This window comes from Clostridium sp. CM038 (genome assembly GCF_055081105.1).
Genome location: NZ_CM143651.1, coordinates 1,937,044 through 1,954,518 on the forward strand (window position 1 = coordinate 1,937,044; position 17,475 = coordinate 1,954,518).

At 32.4% G+C, this 17,475-nt stretch carries 16 protein-coding genes and 2 pseudogenes; 8 read left to right on the forward strand and 10 right to left on the reverse strand.

Going from position 1 to position 17,475, the window contains the following annotated elements; translation table 11 throughout:
• Window positions 1-115: 115 nt before the first annotated feature.
• Together ACWJKS_RS08790 and ACWJKS_RS08795 are read left to right on the forward strand one after the other, a co-directional pair.
• Window positions 116-799 carry an ABC transporter ATP-binding protein gene (locus tag ACWJKS_RS08790; protein ID WP_216304075.1) on the forward strand — a complete coding sequence of 228 codons (684 nt, stop codon included), beginning with the start codon at window positions 116-118 and terminating at the stop codon, window positions 797-799.
• Window positions 796-1,347 (forward strand): ABC transporter permease, encoded by a 552-nt coding sequence (locus ACWJKS_RS08795; protein ID WP_462960979.1) that lies wholly within the window; start codon window positions 796-798, stop codon window positions 1,345-1,347. Before ACWJKS_RS08790 ends, ACWJKS_RS08795 begins: the two co-directional genes overlap by 4 nt.
• Here ACWJKS_RS08795 and ACWJKS_RS08800 read toward each other — a convergent pair.
• A protein-coding gene (locus ACWJKS_RS08800) for an IS3 family transposase (RefSeq protein WP_462959637.1) occupies window positions 1,342-2,486 on the reverse strand; the annotation gives its coding sequence in 2 pieces (ribosomal slippage) (window positions 1,342-2,237 and window positions 2,237-2,486; 1,146 coding nt in all). The two genes, ACWJKS_RS08795 and ACWJKS_RS08800, sit on opposite strands and share 6 nt — an antisense overlap.
• A gap of 124 nt (window positions 2,487-2,610) precedes the next feature.
• Between ACWJKS_RS08800 and ACWJKS_RS08805 the strand changes: the two genes are divergently transcribed.
• Window positions 2,611-4,464 carry an ABC transporter permease gene (locus ACWJKS_RS08805; protein ID WP_462960980.1) on the forward strand — a complete coding sequence of 618 codons (1,854 nt, stop codon included), beginning with the start codon at window positions 2,611-2,613 and terminating at the stop codon, window positions 4,462-4,464.
• A 368-nt stretch (window positions 4,465-4,832) separates the two neighbouring features.
• Here ACWJKS_RS08805 and ACWJKS_RS08810 read toward each other — a convergent pair whose 3' ends face one another.
• The 3 genes from ACWJKS_RS08810 to ACWJKS_RS08820 form a co-directional block, all read right to left on the reverse strand.
• Window positions 4,833-5,048: a helix-turn-helix domain-containing protein gene (locus ACWJKS_RS08810; RefSeq protein WP_442781449.1), complete on the reverse strand. Its 216-nt coding sequence runs from the start codon at window positions 5,046-5,048 to the stop codon at window positions 4,833-4,835.
• A complete protein-coding gene (locus ACWJKS_RS08815) occupies window positions 5,038-5,406 on the reverse strand; it encodes a recombinase family protein (RefSeq protein ID WP_462960981.1) in 369 nt (122 codons plus the stop codon). The genes ACWJKS_RS08810 and ACWJKS_RS08815 overlap by 11 nt, the downstream gene beginning before the upstream one ends.
• Before the next feature lie 240 nt (window positions 5,407-5,646).
• Entirely contained in the window at window positions 5,647-6,393 is a 747-nt protein-coding gene (locus ACWJKS_RS08820; RefSeq protein ID WP_462960982.1) for an alpha/beta fold hydrolase, read from the reverse strand.
• Window positions 6,394-6,885: 492 nt separating this feature from the next.
• Here ACWJKS_RS08820 and ACWJKS_RS08825 point away from each other — a divergent pair, with 492 nt between their 5' ends.
• Window positions 6,886-7,134 (forward strand): hypothetical protein, encoded by a 249-nt coding sequence (locus tag ACWJKS_RS08825; protein WP_462960983.1) that lies wholly within the window; start codon window positions 6,886-6,888, stop codon window positions 7,132-7,134.
• A 179-nt stretch (window positions 7,135-7,313) separates the two neighbouring features.
• Here ACWJKS_RS08825 and ACWJKS_RS08830 read toward each other — a convergent pair whose 3' ends face one another.
• The 3 genes and pseudogenes from ACWJKS_RS08830 to ltrA all read right to left on the reverse strand — a co-directional run bounded on the left by ACWJKS_RS08830 (window position 7,314) and on the right by ltrA (window position 9,843).
• Window positions 7,314-7,484 (reverse strand): His/Gly/Thr/Pro-type tRNA ligase C-terminal domain-containing protein, encoded by a 171-nt coding sequence (locus ACWJKS_RS08830; protein ID WP_375294754.1) that lies wholly within the window; start codon window positions 7,482-7,484, stop codon window positions 7,314-7,316.
• Between the two features lie 100 nt (window positions 7,485-7,584).
• Window positions 7,585-8,269, reverse strand: a pseudogene (locus ACWJKS_RS08835) (threonine--tRNA ligase); the annotation flags it as partial.
• A 164-nt stretch (window positions 8,270-8,433) separates the two neighbouring features.
• Entirely contained in the window at window positions 8,434-9,843 is a 1,410-nt protein-coding gene (gene ltrA, locus ACWJKS_RS08840) for a group II intron reverse transcriptase/maturase (RefSeq protein WP_258280593.1), read from the reverse strand.
• Window positions 9,844-10,356: 513 nt separating this feature from the next.
• Here ltrA and ACWJKS_RS08845 point away from each other — a divergent pair.
• Both ACWJKS_RS08845 and ACWJKS_RS08850 read left to right on the forward strand, forming a co-directional pair.
• Window positions 10,357-11,501 (forward strand): IS3 family transposase gene (locus ACWJKS_RS08845; RefSeq protein ID WP_462959637.1). Its coding sequence is split into 2 segments (ribosomal slippage): window positions 10,357-10,606 and window positions 10,606-11,501, totalling 1,146 coding nucleotides; the frame shifts between segments, so codons are not numbered across the junction.
• 96 nt (window positions 11,502-11,597) lie between these two features.
• On the forward strand, window positions 11,598-11,966 hold the full coding sequence (locus ACWJKS_RS08850; protein ID WP_462960984.1) for a tyrosine-type recombinase/integrase: 369 nt from the start codon (window positions 11,598-11,600) through the stop codon (window positions 11,964-11,966).
• Between the two features lie 27 nt (window positions 11,967-11,993).
• Here ACWJKS_RS08850 and ACWJKS_RS08855 read toward each other — a convergent pair whose 3' ends face one another.
• Together ACWJKS_RS08855 and ACWJKS_RS08860 are read right to left on the reverse strand one after the other, a co-directional pair.
• Window positions 11,994-12,740 (reverse strand): site-specific integrase, encoded by a 747-nt coding sequence (locus ACWJKS_RS08855; RefSeq protein WP_462960985.1) that lies wholly within the window; start codon window positions 12,738-12,740, stop codon window positions 11,994-11,996.
• A 559-nt stretch (window positions 12,741-13,299) separates the two neighbouring features.
• Entirely contained in the window at window positions 13,300-13,590 is a 291-nt protein-coding gene (locus ACWJKS_RS08860) for a hypothetical protein (protein WP_268064135.1), read from the reverse strand.
• A 63-nt stretch (window positions 13,591-13,653) separates the two neighbouring features.
• Between ACWJKS_RS08860 and ACWJKS_RS08865 the strand changes: the two are divergent.
• Window positions 13,654-13,782, forward strand: a pseudogene (locus ACWJKS_RS08865) (transposase); the annotation flags it as partial.
• Between the two features lie 531 nt (window positions 13,783-14,313).
• Window positions 14,314-15,756: an IS4 family transposase gene (locus ACWJKS_RS08870; protein ID WP_462960986.1), complete on the forward strand. Its 1,443-nt coding sequence runs from the start codon at window positions 14,314-14,316 to the stop codon at window positions 15,754-15,756.
• 482 nt (window positions 15,757-16,238) lie between these two features.
• On the opposite strand, the gene megL is transcribed toward ACWJKS_RS08870, so the two are convergent.
• Window positions 16,239-17,441 carry a methionine gamma-lyase gene (megL, locus tag ACWJKS_RS08875; protein ID WP_220287207.1) on the reverse strand — a complete coding sequence of 401 codons (1,203 nt, stop codon included), beginning with the start codon at window positions 17,439-17,441 and terminating at the stop codon, window positions 16,239-16,241.
• Window positions 17,442-17,475 lie beyond the last annotated feature (34 nt).

A 17,475-nucleotide genomic window follows, 5' to 3' on the forward strand; every position in this document is an offset into this window, starting at 1 on the left:
TATCTGTAAGCTTAGCTTGTTATGCTAATAATAATTTAGAACATTGTGCATCATTGTTTCGGGTGGGATATGTTCAATAAATGATCTTAATAAAAATTCAGAAGAGGTGTTTATATTGGATATTTTAATAGCCAAAAATTTAAGTAAAACTTATGGAAAGGGTGAAGTGAAAGTTGACGCACTGAAAGAGGTATCTTTTTCAGTTGCAAAAGGGGAATTTGTCTCAATAGTAGGACCATCCGGTTCAGGAAAAAGTACACTGCTTAATCTCCTTGGGGCATTGGACTCTCCAACCTCTGGAAATGTATTTCTTGATGGCAAAGACATTTCTACCATGAAGGAAAAGAATCTCTCCGTCTTCCGCAGACGTAACATTGGATTTATTTTTCAGGCATTCAATCTAATTCCCGAACTAAATGTAGAAGAGAACATTTTGTTGCCACTGCTACTTGACTACAAGAAACCGGATATGAAATATATTGCTGAACTTTTGGACATACTTGGGCTCTCCAGCAGGAAACACCACCTTCCAAACCAGCTTTCTGGGGGACAGCAACAGCGCGTAGCAATCGGGCGTGCCCTTTCAACTCGTCCGGCAATTATTCTGGCAGACGAACCCACGGGAAATCTTGATACAAAAAACAGCAAAGAGGTAATCAATCTTTTAAAGCTTTCTGTCGAAAGATATAATCAGACATTAATTATGATTACCCACAATCCGAGTTTTGCCTCCTTCTCGGATCGGGTGCTAAACGTAGAGGATGGTATTGTATCCGAACTAGGGAGGGCTAAAAAATGAAAAACTATCTTGAGCTCGCACCAAAATACCTCTCTGCCCATAAACGAAAAACACGCCTGACTATCACCAGCGTTGCCATGGCTGTTGCACTGGTTGTCGGTATTTTTTCTATGGTAGATGCGTTAGTGAAATTTGAAAAAGCACAAGTACTAAAGGATCAAGGTAACTACCATATTTTAATTCGAAATCCGTCCCCAAGAGAGATTCAAGTCATTGGTAGCCGTATTGATGTACAAAATGCTGGAACCTGGAAAGACCTTGGTGAAGGAACCATCAACAGTGAGAACTGTGCCCTCACATCTCTAGATGAAAATTTCGCGAAAAATATCAACTTTAATCTTAACCAAGGCCGTTACCCGACTTTTAAAAATGAAATTATGCTTGAAAAATGGTTTATGGAAAAATCTAAGCCGGCACATAAAATCGGTGATGCAATGACAATTACCTTACCAGACGAAACAGTTCAAGAGTTCATCATTAGCGGTATATACAATGACTGGGTGGATCTATGTCAATATCTTAGACATAAAAAGTCGAACTTTTTATGAAGCCTTTTTAGCCAAATCTTCACACTGTTGAGGAGTAATATATCCAATACTACTATGTATCCTTTTTATATTGTACCAAGCTTCTATATATTCAAATATTCCTAATCTTGCAGCATCATAATCAAAATATTTAACATGGTAAACTTCTTCTTTTTTCAATGAGGCATGAAATGACTCAATGCAAGCATTATCATATGGGCAACCTTTGGCACTAAATGAGTGTTTAATAATTTTAGTGCTCTCTATATATTCTTTAAAAGCGAAGCTTGTATATTGGCATCCCAAATCGCTATGAAGTATTAGAGGCTTAGTTGGTTTTTGTAGCTGTATACCATTTTTAACAGCTTGTAGGGCTAATGTAGTATCAATGAATTTAGCCATAGCGTGACCTATTATTTTTCTGCTATAAAGATCCATGACTGATGCTAAATAGCACCAACCATCTTTAATAGTATGGATGTAAGTGATATCTGTTACCCACTTTTCATTAACTGTAGTAGCTGTAAAATCTCTCTTTAAAATGTTTTCCTGCTCTATTATTTTATTTTTAGATGAAGTTGGTCTATATTTTTTTACTATTAAAGATCTTATCCCCAATTTTTTCATCAATCTTTGTGTTCTTTTTAAACTAATAGTTATCCCCAGTGCATTTAGTGATTTATTTATTTTAGGAGCCCCATATCGATTTTTGCTTGTGCTGTGGATATTTATAATTTCTTTTTCTATATTCTTGTTTTCAATTTCTCGCTTGCTTGGTTTCTTGTGTAAATAATTGTAATAAGAGCTTCGTGCAACACCTAAAACCTCACACATTAGTTTGATATCATGATATTTTTTGTTGTTAGTAATGAATTCAAATACAGTAGTTATTTCCTTGCGAATATACCCATTGCTTTTTTTAATATTTCAACTTCTTCTTCAAGCTTAGCATTTTTCTTTAATAAGTTTTTGTATCCTTCTGCAGTTAAAGTTATATTTTTATCCACAGCTATTGGCTTATTTTTATTTATCCAACCTGTTACCGTTGATTTTGAAAGGGCATATTCACTGCTTAACTCTGCTAAGCTTTTTCCAGAGTTATATAGCTCTACTATTGTGTTTTTAAATTCATCTGTATATTGTTTTTGACCTCTTGCCATTATAAACACATTCTTATCTTATTTATATTTTAATGTGTTCGGCTTTCCGTGTCTACAATATTATACTAACACCAGGGGTGCTACCAAAGCTGCTGCTATACCTGCCGTATTCGTGTCAACAAAAATGTCGGAACAGCTAAAACCGAAATCAAGCCAATATTTTGTGCTATTTAAAGATGGTGTAAATATCACACAGGTTGAAGGAGAAATCAAGAAAACTTTGAATATAGCAGATGACCGCATAGGGCGCAACGAAGGTCTTTTAGCCCTCATGATGCAAACAAAAAACAATACCATTTTGAAGATGTATGCTATCGGCGGCGTCTTATTCTTTATCGTCCTTATTACAAGCGTTGTAATGATCTATAACACTTTCAACATTTCAGTAATGGAAAGAGTTCGCCAATTCGGAATTCTGAGATGTATAGGGGCGTCACAGTCACAAATAAAGCGTTTGGTAAAAAGAGAAGGCTTATCCATAAGTTTGAGAGCAATCCCCCTTGGCGTATTCGCCGGTATTTTGATAACCTTTATTTGTTCGGCAATAATAAAATTTTACAATAACAAGCTTTTTGGTGATATTTCATTGATTAATTTCAGCGCATTCGGCATTGGCGCGGGTATTGTAATAGGGTTTCTGACAGTCTTTATCTCTTCCTTATTACCTGCAAAAAAAGCTGCAAAAGTTTCTCCTGTAAGTGCCTTGAACGGAAGCGGGGATACAAATATATCCCAAAAGACCAAGAGAGGCCTTCTTATGAAGATATTTCACGCTGAAATTGTTATTGGCATTAGCAACGCTGTTTACAAGAAGAAAACTCTTTTCTTGATATCTAGTTCTATTGCTTTCAGCATCATTATGTTTATGTGTTTTAGTGTAATCGTCAATCCCACGTTTTTTGGAATGAAAGCTACGGAAGTCTATACTCCTGACGTTTCAATCACATCCTCGCAAGGTATTGGCGAAAATATATACAAGAAACTGTCAACGCTTGGCGGTGTAAAAAGGGTGTATGGAAGAATGTCAAACTATGTGTATGCTACGTTTGACGTTACAAGGCTGACGGACACCTATAAAAAGGAAATGGGTCCCATCAAGACAGAAAGCAATGGCCTTATGGTTGCAACGGAGAGGTCTTGGATCGTTTCCTATGATTCAATGCAAATGCAATGGGCAAAGAAATCATTAATGGCTGGAGGTATGGATGAAAATGAACTCAATGCTCAGAATGGTATTGTGGCCGTTGTTAAAAATTACAGAAAAGGAGAATTAGCGGCAGACGCAAGCCTGAAAGTTGGTGATGCTGTCTATATTAAAACTGCTACAGAGACTAAAGAATATAAAGTCATGGGAGTCTTGAGCTCTATGCCTTATGAAAGCGAAAAACAGGCATTAACTACATTTATCACCACCCAAAAGCAGTTTACAGAAATCACTGGAGATATAACCTCTAACTATAAGACAATCGATATACAACTGAACAAGGATAATCAAGCACAAACCATAAATGAAATAAAAGCGTTAGTCGGAAATTCAGTGACACTACATGACATTCGTCAGCTAAGCGCAGAAGCAAATAACTCATTTATGACTATCGCAGTATTTATTTACGGATTTGTAGGTATAATTACACTCATCAGTATTCTAAACATTATCAATACGATGAATACCAACATCACATCCAAAACTAAGTATTTGGGAATTATGCGTGCAATAGGCATGTCTGAGAGACAACTCACAAGAATGGCATTGGCAGAAGCTGTCGTCTATACGGTGAGCGGCTGCATAGCAGGATGCACCCTAGGGGTTCTACTACAGAAAACCCTGATGTCCTTACTTATTTCTAACTGGGAGTTTCCTGTATTGCAAGTCGTACTGATATTCATTATTTCCATTCTAGCTGCATCGTTCTCTATCATCAGCCCATTGAAGAGAATAAAGGCTCGTGGGATTTCTGAAGTCATTGGATCGCTCTAACTGCCAAAAGGACTCATAAAGAAGTGACAAAAACCTCCAATATTTCGCAGATAAACAGATGAAATATGGGGAGGTAACTTTAGATCATGCCTATTTTGTTTTTTATAAATAGGGTGTTTTTGCCTATCCTCGCGAAAAGATGGATTAAGCAATTTATCTAAAATGACTTTTTTTATATTCTAGGGTAAGTTCTAAGTCACTCTTTTTTATTCCTATTGGTGTGATTCAGAGAAATGTTGGCGAGACGCCCTAAGGGCCTATTTATAGGGGTTTGTGTAGTAATGGAACAGAAAGCTGGTATAAGAACAGAAAATAATGGTATTCATCTTTTTCAAATTTAATATCTCCAATGTTACACAATGTACTTATTAAACTTTTCTTTTCCTAACTCCTCGAATTAGTGTTGACTTACTTATTACAGTTATCTCTGCAACTGCTGTATATGAATTGTTTTTTAGCATTTCAATCGCATTATTTATTCGTTTTGATGTATATATCTTAGGTCTACCCTCTTTAAAGCCTTCTTTAGTTTTTGCAATTGCTTTACCTGTTTGGGTACGTTCAATAATTGTATTACGCTGCATCCTCGGCAACTGATAATAGTGTAGTTAAAAAAAACTTACCCATACTTGTATTCTCTAGCAGTCCACCATTAATTACATGGACAGATATTCCTTTATTAAATAGCTCTTGAACTATGCTAATGCCTTCTACAGTATTTCTAGCCAATCTGTCTAGTTTAGTAACTACTAAGGTATCCCCCTGTTTTAAATCCTCTATCAATTTATTGAATATAGGTCTATCTATTGTAGTTCCTGTATACTGCTCTACTCTAATTTCGGCACCATCATATCTATCTAGTATATTCCTCGTCTGAACCTCTATGGAATGTCCTTCTTTTAATTGTCCTTTTGTACTTACCCTTGCATAACCTATTATCATTATAACCCCTTTTTAGCATATTGATTTGATTATACGTAAGTGTTTTATAGGTATCAATACTGTTAAGTTATGACATTAAGATTTTATACATTTTCTTATACATTAGGGTTATATCCACTATCTAATATTAAAAATAAAAAGAGCAGAAATTTCTGTTCTTGATGTTGCACAATATAAGAATATTCCATTATAAAAACACCATAAAATTCAATTCTGAATAATACGGTGTTTTATTATGACCTAGGACAAAAATTCCAAAACTAAATTTCTAAACTCTTTTTTGTTACTAAACATAGCAGGATGATTTCCATTCTCAAAAATAACCAATTTAGAATTTTTCATTTTTAAATTAATAGCTTTTAATGTACTTTGGACATTAGGTATTAAATCATCTTTCGAGCTTCCTGTAATTAAAACATTATTTTCTATGTTACTAAGTTCATAATTAAAAAAATTACCTATGTTTCTTGAAAAATCTATAATTAAGTTTGTATTTTGATCAATAACATTTTTCCAATCAAAGCCATGCATTATAAACCAAAATAATTTAGAACCTAACTTGTTTTTTGCTGTTTTTCTATCATCTACAATTTTTTGCGCAAACTCATAAGATAAATTTTCTCCCATAAAACTATCTACAATTATTCTGTTAAATAAATTAGGTTGTTTCAATACAGCATTTAAAGCAACAATAGCCCCGCCACTTGTACCTAACAGATTAACATCGCTAATACCAATGTGCTTACATAATTCAATAATTAAAGTAGAATTAAAATGCCAATAATTTAATGGTAATTTATCTACTCTCTGAGATTTCCCTTGACCTACCAAATCTAATAAAATTACTTTAAAGTTTTTAGAATAGAATTTTAATTCTGATATAAACATTTTTGAGGAAGCTGTATCTCCATGTATAATAACTAAAGGTCTCCCTTCACCAGATACTTTATAATATATATTAATATTTTCATACTTTAAATAAGACATTTTCAACCTCCCAATAGCAAATATTGTAAATTTTTTTAATGAATATTTGTTTTATATAATCTACATGGGAGAGTTAGTAATTACTCTTACATATAGACTATTTTAGTTTATTAAAAATCCCCATTATGATACCTCCTTGTAGTTTAGCAACTCACATTATTTTACAGATGTGTCTTAATATCAAGGACTATTATACCACTACCGATAAGCTACTTATAGTTTTAGATTGGGGGTTGTGTAGTAATAAGGCATAAACAGAATATAATTACAATTTATTACCGAATAGTTTTTTGTCCATTGGTTGCAATGGTCTCGCTTACCAGATAATATTTGTTTGCTAAGTCAAATGAATAATGCCCTACAATATTTACATTGCATAATTTTGTATTTTTCAACATAATATGTTTTTATATCATCATAAATTGTTCGATTTATGATGAAATATTACAAAAAAACATATTTTTAAATATGACTTAAGTAGAGGAGAATAAAATGAAAAACAGACAAAAAAATAAACCAATATGTATATTAATTACTTTGATTATTTTTAGTTTTACTATGCTAACTACTAATATTACATCAAATGCAGCGGACATAAGTCCTAAAAATATAGATTTAGTAATAGTATTTGATGATAATAATATTGATGAAAATGTAAAAAATATTATAACTAATTCTGGTGGAAAAGTTGTAGAAGAATTTCCTGAATTAGTAATTAATAACCTGAATGTAACACAATAAACAATTGAGTTACATTCACATTGAGTCTATTACTCGTTTTGAAAGAATTGTAAATATACTCTATTTTTAAAATCAGTCTTTTAAATTTGAAGTTATTGTTTCCTAATATAAAAAAGCATACAACACAATAAAAATTATGTTATATGCTTTTTCTCCTATTTATGACTCATATGATACACCTAATTATCTAGCATTTTACCATCAATTTCCTGTGTGATCCTTGAAATAAAGGCCTCTAGTGAACAGTTACCCTCATCACCATTTTTTCTACTTCTGAGGGATATACTCTCTGAGTTTTGTTCTTTTTCACCAATAACTATGATATAGGGCAATCTTTCTATGCTACCCAAAATCACTCTGTGTATAACAATAGGTCTATGCTTTTCTCCATCACTGCCGATATATTGTAAGTCAAATCTTTGGGGAAGGTGTAAATCTAGTTGTATAGTTCCACATTTCTTTGTTTAATATCATAGGAGTTTCTATCTCAACATAACCATTTTTCTTATGAAGTTCTCTCCAGTACTCAATTAAATTATTCTTTAAAACTACACCATTGGGAAGGAAAAATGGAAATCCTGGTCCCTCATCCATTAAAGCAAATAATTTTAGTTCTTTACCAAGTTTTCTATGATCCCTTTTCTTCGCTTCTTCAATCATATTCAAATATTCATCAAGTTCACTTTTCTTAGCAAATGCCGTTCCATATATTCTTTGAAGCATTTTATTTTTTTCGCTGCCTCTCCAGTAAGCTCCTGCAACTGATAATAGCTTAAAGGCTTTTACTTTTGAAGTTGATAATACATGTGGCCCTGCACAGAGTTCTATAAAATCTCCCTGCTTAAAAAAAACTAATTCTTCTCCTTCTGGTAAATCATTAATGAGTTCTATTTTATAGATTTGTCCCTTATCTTCCATAATCTTCAAAGCTTCTTTTATAGAAACTACTGATCGCTCTAATCTTAAGTCTTCTTTAACTATTTTTCTCATTTCTACTTCTATTTTTTCGAGTATATCCATAGTAAAGGGTTCTACTACATCAAAATCGTAATAAAATCCATTATCTATTGCAGGGCCGATAGCTAATTTAGCATTTGGATATAATAGCAAGTATATGATAGGCGGTGTGTCTAAGTGCCCTTCTTCTTCATTAGAATTTATTACAGTGCCATCCTTTATTACAACCTTTAACATAAATATTCCTCTTTCAAAAATCGAGTAGGAGCTAAATAATTAATTTATTTAGCGACCTCTCACACCACCGTGCATACCGTTCGGTACACGGCGGTTCAATAGAAATTAATGTTTTAATAAATATGTCTCAGATATAGAAACTAATCCTATATTTTTAAGGTATTTATTGGTCAATGTTTTGTTTAATATAGGGCTATTGGATGTTCTCCAATAGCCTTTCCTTGTATTTGCATATTGCAAAGCTTTATTGTTTGGTATTCCTAATTTAACAAGGTTCCCATATTTTGTTTTAATCTTTTTCCATTGTTTCCAAAAACACATTCTAATTCTTCGCCTTAACCATTCATCAAGTGTTTTAAGAATACTTTTAATGTCTGCAATAGCAAAATAATTTATCCATCCAACTATCACTTGCTTAAGTTTCATAAACCTATATTTCATGCTCATCGCATTACTTCTTGAAGTTAATTCTTTTAGCTTTGCTTTGAATTTGATTATAGGTTTTTGAGGAACTCTCATTCTGTATTCACCTTTTGCTCGGTAAAATGAAAATCCTAAAAATTTAAGTTTCCAAGGTCTATCTACTGTACTCTTTTCTTTATTCACTCTAAGCTTTAACTTTTCCTCAATAAATCTCGTAATACTCTTCATTACTCTATTTGCTGATTTCTCACTTTTGACGTATATATTCGCATCATCAGCATATCTACAAAAGTTTAGTCCTCGTTTTGTTAGTTCTACATCGAGTTCATGTAACATTACGTTACTTAATAATGGGGACAAAGGCCCGCCTTGAGGTGCTCCTTCTTCTGTATTCATAAATACCCCATTTATCATCACTCCACTTTGTAGATACTTTCGTATCAGAGAAATTACTCTACTATCTTTAATATCTTCCGATAGTATCCTTATTAATTTATCATGATTTATCGTATCAAAGTATTTAGAAAGGTCTATATTCACCGTCCATGTATGTCCAGCATTAATATATCCCCTACATTTTTCAACAGCTTGTTTTCCACTTCTTAAAGGTCTAAAACCGTAACTATTATCAGAAAATTTCTTTTCATATACTGGTATTAGAGTTTGTGATATCGCTTGCTGAATAACTCTATCTAATACAGTAGGTATTCCAAGTAGCCTAATTCCACCGTCAGGTTTTGGTATTTCTACCCTTCTTACGGCTAGAGGTCTATATCTACTTTCTAATAATGATTGCCTTAATTCTTGTCCATGCTCTTTTAGATAATGTAGAAGTTCATCTACTGTCAAACCATCAATCCCATGACTTCCTTTATTGGCTTTTACTCTTTTATATGCTTTATTCATATTATCTCTCGATAATATCTGCTCGAGTAAACCATTATCATATTCATTCACATCGTTTCTTCCTTCTTCTGACATAGAGGAAATACTATGCACTTCTACATTACCTTCGAGTTCCACTCTATTCTCTCGTAGAGAGCCTTCTTTATGAAGTTGTCTGCTTTTATCATATTTTCTCGTATCCTTCAAAATTCCAAAACCTCCTATTGTTCAGTCCTTCCCACGCTAACGCGTTTTGCATGGTACTATGACGTCTGCTGACTTCTGATAGTTCAGCCATACATCACTGTATGGGTTGTTATTTCTAAATTCATATCCACAACTTACCTATCAGATCTCCCCGGGTAAGAACGCAATCTTTCACTCCATCTATCTGCTACATTTACACCACTTGTTTCGAATAGTTTTGGGCTTCGTTTTGTATTGCAAACTTACCCACAAGCATATGCCTTATATGTAGTTTCTGTTCGTCAGACCGGAGTTTGGCCGCCAACTTCCTTCAGATTCCATCTCACGATGGACACCCTTGTCTTAAGCTATGCACTTGGCACTATTAACCCGTGCTAGGGACTTTCACCCATTAGATTGCGCCCATGCCGGGCGCACAATAATAAACCCGCCCCAAAGTTGGTGTTAGTATAATATTGTAGACACGGAAAGCCGAACACATTAAAATATAAATAAGATAAGGATGTGTTTATAATGGCAAGAGGTCAAAAACAATATACAGATGAATTTAAAAACACAATAGTAGAGCTATATAACTCTGGAAAAAGCTTAGCAGAGTTAAGCAGTGAATATGCCCTTTCAAAATCAACGGTAACAGGTTGGATAAATAAAAATAAGCCAATAGCTGTGGATAAAAATATAACTTTAACTGCAGAAGGATACAAAAACTTATTAAAGAAAAATGCTAAGCTTGAAGAAGAAGTTGAAATATTAAAAAAAGCAATGGGTATATTCGCAAGGAAATAACTACTGTATTTGAATTCATTACTAACAACAAAAAATATCATGATATCAAACTAATGTGTGAGGTTTTAGGTGTTGCACGAAGCTCTTATTACAATTATTTACACAAGAAACCAAGCAAGCGAGAAATTGAAAACAAGAATATAGAAAAAGAAATTATAAATATCCACAGCACAAGCAAAAATCGATATGGGGCTCCTAAAATAAATAAATCACTAAATGCACTGGGGATAACTATTAGTTTAAAAAGAACACAAAGATTGATGAAAAAATTGGGGATAAGATCTTTAATAGTAAAAAAATATAGACCAACTTCATCTAAAAATAAAATAATAGAGCAGGAAAACATTTTAAAGAGAGATTTTACAGCTACTACAGTTAATGAAAAGTGGGTAACAGATATCACTTACATCCATACTATTAAAGATGGTTGGTGCTATTTAGCATCAGTCATGGATCTTTATAGCAGAAAAATAATAGGTCACGCTATGGCTAAATTCATTGATACTACATTAGCCCTACAAGCTGTTAAAAATGGTATACAGCTACAAAAACCAACTAAGCCTCTAATACTTCATAGCGATTTGGGATGCCAATATACAAGCTTCGCTTTTAAAGAATATATAGAGAGCACTAAAATTATTAAACACTCATTTAGTGCCAAAGGTTGCCCATATGATAATGCTTGCATTGAGTCATTTCATGCCTCATTGAAAAAAGAAGAAGTTTACCATGTTAAATATTTTGATTATGATGCTGCAAGATTAGGAATATTTGAATATATAGAAGCTTGGTACAATATAAAAAGGATACATAGTAGTATTGGATATATTACTCCTCAACAGTGTGAAGATTTGGCTAAAAAGGCTTCATAAAAAGTTCGACTTTTTATGTCTAAGATATTGACATAGATCCAGAAGATACTCCAACAATATTTAGATGAAAGTAAACAAAGCACTGGAATCTCAAAAATGGAATTGCCCGTTTTCTATAATCAACAGCATAGAAAACTCTCACGTTGGGGCGTATCATATATTATAAATAAATATGTAGAAAAGGCAAAACAGAATCCACACTTCAGCATTGACTTTCCTGTAACGCCACATGTTATTCGCAATAGCAAAGCTATGTGTTTGCTCCAAGCGAGTGTAAATCTAATATATATTCGTGATTTCTTGGGTCATGTTGATGTGGCGACAACTGAGATTTACGCAAGGGCAGATAGTGAAATGAAACGAAAGGCATTAGAAAATTCATATATAGATTTAGTCACTTATGAATTGCCAAAGTGGGAGAAAGATGCAGGTTTAATGAAATGGCTTAACAGCCTATGTGAGTAAAAATGTGTAATATTATGGTGAGTGTTTTTAGGTTAAGTTGTTTAACAGCTGATGTTGCGGAGTTACACTCACCATAATCAAACACTCTACATAATGGCGAAGCGTATGGACAGTTGCATGCTTAGTGTTTTTAGTTTTTTTTATAGATTTCTCGAGCATTTTCTGAACACTACGTGGACTTATAGAATCTGTACGACCCTTTCCAGAAAATAAATATTCCGTAGGATGATATCTGCTCCAATACTCTCTGAGGATTTCTAAATTTGCTTTAGACAACAATGAATATCTATCTTTTTTACCTTTGCCCTCTCTAATTAATATTTGCATGTTTTTACTATCAATATCTGTTATTTTTAGGTTGCAAACTTCACTAACTCTTAATCCTGCGGAGTAGACCGTCATGAGAATTGCCTTATGCTTAAGGTTTTCAGTAACATCAAAGATAGATTTAACCTCATCTGGAGATAATACAGGAGGTAATTTTGATGGTTCTTTCATCCTTGCAATTTTGTCCGAATTCCAATATCTATTTAAAGTTTTAGTATAAAAAAATTTAAGACTTGAATTAATATAATTAACTGTTCCTTCACTTAATTTTTTTTTAATGATACAATAATGTAGATAGTCACAAATTTCTTTTTCACCTAAATACTTTGGTGATTTGTTGTAAAATTTAGCAAAGTTACTAACGTGATTGATATAGCTTTTTATAGTCATTGGACTATAACCCCTTAGTTCCATATCCATTTTCATTTTTTCTCTTAATTCTGACATAAATAATAACACTTCCTTATTTTTTATTTCGACAATAAAAGTTTATAGGAAGTGTGTATTATAATAAAGAAGTATCTTAGTCAAATAAGGATACTTCTTTCTATTTTATTTAAGTAAAAATTAAATTAATATGATTAGCACTTGTCTGCCACCGTTTTTAGCGGTTTAGTTCTTTTTTACTGTTGCGACACAAAACATTTATTTAATTATACTATTATTACCGTTAATTAACGAGTAAAATATTTACATTTATGGCATTTTAGTTTCCTTAACGTACGAAATATCATTTTTGCGTATGCTACCCCCTATTAAATATACTCGTGTTAATTTAATGTTTTTCTTAAATTTCACATTAACTAATATATATTTTTTATTACTGTTTTAGTTAGCGTTATCAATACTATGACTGCATTTTAACTAACTTGTTTTGAGTAAAAAAATAAGAGCTTTACATTGATATTATATATTTTTTTGAGTTAGAACTATTGTCTATTAATTCTAACTCGGAATATTCAAATAATAGTGTCGAATTGTAAATAACTGGCTTAATGTTGTAAATTTACGCTTTGCGAGCCCTACCCCTAGCTAAAATAACCCAGACCTCTGGCTTTCCTCTTCCATTATTATATTTCTTTGCGAATTCATCACCCGGATGGACCTGCACTGGTAAATCAGCAATTGGATCTAAAATATTTACACGAACAGGCAACTCACTGGTATTACATTGAAACCATTTTGGCTCTGCTTCATATAATTCAGATAATGTCATTTTCATTTCCGGGATTTCACAATCTGCATGATTCTTTAAAGCCACAACATTATATACTTCGCCCAACATAGTGGAATTCATTGACCAGCCGGTCCCCCCCACCCCACATTCTTGCTTTATAAAATGGCATGATTTTAACAATTTGCACTTGAAAATTTAATTTCTGCAAAAGAAAAATGGGGAAGTAAATATCCAAATGCTATTAAGAGTTGGGAAGATAATTGGGATAATCTTATAACTTTCTTTGTATTTCCAGATTATATTCGTAGAATAGATAAAAAACTTTAATCGACTTTAAATAATATTATTTTACAAAAATTAATAGATCGATTTTTTGCCTATAGAAAGAGTATACACAAAATAATTTACACGCCTGAAAAAATAGCAATTCATTTGTAAGTAATTCAAAGAATGATTCACATTTAGAACCTATTTTATCCATTCATCATGACATTAATGAGTACAGACTTAAAGAAGCATTCTCTATCATTAAATTTAATTGTATTAAACACAAAAGATATACGCTACCAGATGGCAAAGAATTTATAAGGATGGACTTCAAACAATGATTATATATTAGTTCTCAATTCTCTTTTTTTACGTTATAATAGGCACAAAATAGTAGTCACGATTTTGATTTATAATTCATTATGGGAAATGCTGTCTTGTGGCTGTTTTTTGACGAATTGTTGCCTTACCCCATAGCCATCAAGCTAAGGGAAGTCTATAAAAATAAAGCCCCCCATTTGTAAAAATGTTATCATTTAAAAGATAACAAAACACATCAATGGGGGTAATTTACAAATGATAGAAGAAAACTTAAAATTGGATAAAGATATGAAACATTTTGCAGCTGAAATTAAAAGATGTTTTTCAAAAGAGGAGATTGAAGAAATAGCTAGAGTAACAGGCTTTGTGAAAAGAAAAGGTAAAATTAAAGCATGGGAATTCGTTTGCTTATGCTGCTTTATGGATGCAGAGGTTGCGAATAATACACTTGTTACCTTATGTACAAAACTTAGTGCAAAAATAGGAATAGTTATTTCTAATCAAGCATTAGATCAACGTTTAAATGAAAGATGTGTGGAATTTTTAAAGAAGATTTTTGAGAACCTGTTGCGCCAAACAATAACAAATAATACTTGTATACCAAGTGTATGGGATGAACATTTCAAACGAATAAGAATACTTGATTCTACTGCTTTTCAAGTACCAGAAAGCTATAAAGATATTTATCCTGGATCTGGTGGCTGCTCTCAAGCTTCAGGTGTAAAAATACAACTAGAATATGAATTGAAATCTGGAAATCTTCTTAATATACAAGTAGGAGCTGGCTCAGGAAGCGACAATACTTTTGGGAGCAAAATAAGAGATACTATCAAATCTGGGGATCTTATTTTAAGAGATCTTGGGTATTTAAACTTTGAAGATTTTTTGGACATAGAAGATAGAGAAGCGTTTTACATATCAAGACTCAAACCTAATATAGCAGTATATATAGAAAATAAGGATATAGAGTACTATAAGAATGGCGATCCTAAAAAATCAAGCCTTTTTAAAAGAATCTATATTTCTGACATAATGAAACAGATGGGCGAGGGGGACCGTTATGAAATTAAGGATGTCTATGTAGGCAAGGAAAAGACGCTAAAAACAAGGATTATTTTATATAAACTAACAAATGATCAATTGAAAAAAAGAACAGAAAAATCTGTGAAGAATGCTAAAAAAAAGGGTATAGAAAAAAGTAATAATACGATTGAATTATTAGGTATATCTATTTATATAACGAATATTAAGGAAGAAGTTTTAAGTTCAAAGCAGGTTCATGAGTTTTACAGTTTAAGATGGCAGATCGAAATAATATTTAAAACGTGGAAATCCATATTTAGTATACAGGTTGTAAAGTTAGTTAAAATAGAACGGTTTCAATGTCAGCTTTATGGAAAACTTATTTTGCTACTAATAAGCTCTGCTGTAATGTTTAAAATGAGGACTTTAGCTTTAGAAAATAAAGGCCTTGAAGCCAGTGAAATTAAAACTTGTGAAATAGTTCATGAATATATTGATAGTCTATATTTTGAGCTTATCAAATTCCCTAATAAAGTTCTCGATACCTTAAAATTAATATTTGAAAATGTAGTTAGGAATGGTCTGAAATCTCATAAAAAGGATAAGAAAACTGTTTTTGATATTCTTGGAGTTTGTTATAAATTAACATCATCGCAGGCTAAAGTTGCAGCATAAAACAACTTGATAAAATTGTAAAAGTCCCACTATATACGTGGCTTTTTTTGGTGTACCCTAAAATTGTTTGAATACTATTGTACACTTAAAATTTACCATTAAAATTTATCAAAATAAATTTTAATGGTAAAATATAGTATTTAATACTGACTTACTAATATTCAATATGGCTTAGCTTGATGGCTATGTTGCCTTACCCCCTATTATAGTTATTAAATACAGTATTTGACTTATTAGTAGCTGCTCCAGTGCTATTATAAGAGTAACTTCCTGTCTTGACATTAAAAGTTATATTCGTACCATTACTAGTATAGCCTCTTACTTTTAATAAAAGTATGCTCTTTTACTTTTTTAAAAAAACATTTACTGTTTTTTATCAATTTATATACACTCAAAAATTTAGATTATCCACCTAAAACTTGTCTTGGTAATTAACAAAAAAACACAGTCATGAGCTGTGTTTATCTATAAATCTTGACTTACTATTTAACAATCAAATTAAGTGCTCCATCTAAATCAGAAATAATATCTTTAACATTTTCAAGCCCTACTGCCAACCTTATTAAACCATCAGTTATACCAGCTTCCAATCTTTCTTCTTGTGGATATGAAGAATGAGTCATTGAAGCAGGATGTTCAATTAAAGTTTCAGGATCTCCTAAACTAACAGCTAATTTGCACATTTCAACTGCATTTATAACCCTTTTGCCTTCTTCTACTCCACCCTTTATTTCAAAAGCAATTACCGCTCCTGGAAGGCTCATTTGTTTTTTTGCTAATGCATATTGTGGGAAACTCTCAAGTCCTGGAAAATATACATTTTCTACTGCTGGGTGAGCTTCTAAAAATTTAGCTACAGACATTGCACTTTCACAGTGTCTGTCCATTCTAATTTCTAGTGTTTTCATTCCTCGTATAATCAAATATGCATCAAAAGGACTTAAACAAGCTCCTGTCATATCCTTAACACCGAATAATCTAACTTCATCAATAAATACTTTAGATCCGATAACAAAGCCAGCAATTACATCACCATGTCCATTTAGAAATTTGGTTCCAGAATGCACTACCACGTCTGCGCCTAGTTCTAATGGTCTTTGTATATATGGCGTGCTGAATGTATTATCCACCATTACTATGCAATTTTCTACTTCATGTGCAATCTTTGATATTTTATCAATATCTGTTATGAGTAACGTTGGATTTGCAGGTGTTTCTAAGAAAACAACCCTTGTATTTTCTTTCATAGCATTTCTTACATTTTCTAGATTCGTAACATCAACAAAAGTAACCTCAACGCCAAATCTTGCAATCCCATTACTTAAAAATGCATGAGTACAGCCATAAATAGTTTTTGATGCCACTACATGATCTCCAGCCTTTAATAATGACCACATTGCTGAAGTTATGGCTCCTATGCCTGATGACATAGACATGCATGCTTCTCCACCTTCAAGTATTGCCAGTTTTTCTTCTAAAACTGTGTTAGTGGGATTTCCCAGTCTTGAATAAATATAGCCATCTTCTCTTCCTGCAAATCTATTACCACCTTGATCAGCTGAGTCAAAAACGAAGGTAGCTGTTTGATGTATTGGAGTAGCTAGTGCTCCGTATTGATCCACCTTACTTCCTCCATGTATAGCTTTAGTAGCAAATCCTTTGTTAATTAAATATTCTTTATTCATTATTAATTCCTCCTAATATTTAGTTATTACATAA

What these genes read in the sequence shown, in the direction of transcription:
- megL (WP_220287207.1), bottom strand. Translation starts at nt 17,441, where the DNA reads ATGAATAAAGAATATTTAATTAACAAAGGATTTGCTACTAAAGCTATA.
- ACWJKS_RS08795 (WP_462960979.1), top strand. Translation starts at nt 796, where the DNA reads ATGAAAAACTATCTTGAGCTCGCACCAAAATACCTCTCTGCCCATAAA.
- ACWJKS_RS08860 (WP_268064135.1), bottom strand. Translation starts at nt 13,590, where the DNA reads ATGAATTCCACTATGTTGGGCGAAGTATATAATGTTGTGGCTTTAAAG.
- ACWJKS_RS08820 (WP_462960982.1), bottom strand. Translation starts at nt 6,393, where the DNA reads ATGTCTTATTTAAAGTATGAAAATATTAATATATATTATAAAGTATCT.
- ACWJKS_RS08805 (WP_462960980.1), top strand. Translation starts at nt 2,611, where the DNA reads ATGTCGGAACAGCTAAAACCGAAATCAAGCCAATATTTTGTGCTATTT.
- ACWJKS_RS08850 (WP_462960984.1), top strand. Translation starts at nt 11,598, where the DNA reads ATGGAATTGCCCGTTTTCTATAATCAACAGCATAGAAAACTCTCACGT.
- ACWJKS_RS08810 (WP_442781449.1), bottom strand. Translation starts at nt 5,048, where the DNA reads ATGCAGCGTAATACAATTATTGAACGTACCCAAACAGGTAAAGCAATT.
- ACWJKS_RS08870 (WP_462960986.1), top strand. Translation starts at nt 14,314, where the DNA reads ATGATAGAAGAAAACTTAAAATTGGATAAAGATATGAAACATTTTGCA.
- ACWJKS_RS08825 (WP_462960983.1), top strand. Translation starts at nt 6,886, where the DNA reads ATGAAAAACAGACAAAAAAATAAACCAATATGTATATTAATTACTTTG.
- ACWJKS_RS08815 (WP_462960981.1), bottom strand. Translation starts at nt 5,406, where the DNA reads ATGATAATAGGTTATGCAAGGGTAAGTACAAAAGGACAATTAAAAGAA.
- ACWJKS_RS08855 (WP_462960985.1), bottom strand. Translation starts at nt 12,740, where the DNA reads ATGTCAGAATTAAGAGAAAAAATGAAAATGGATATGGAACTAAGGGGT.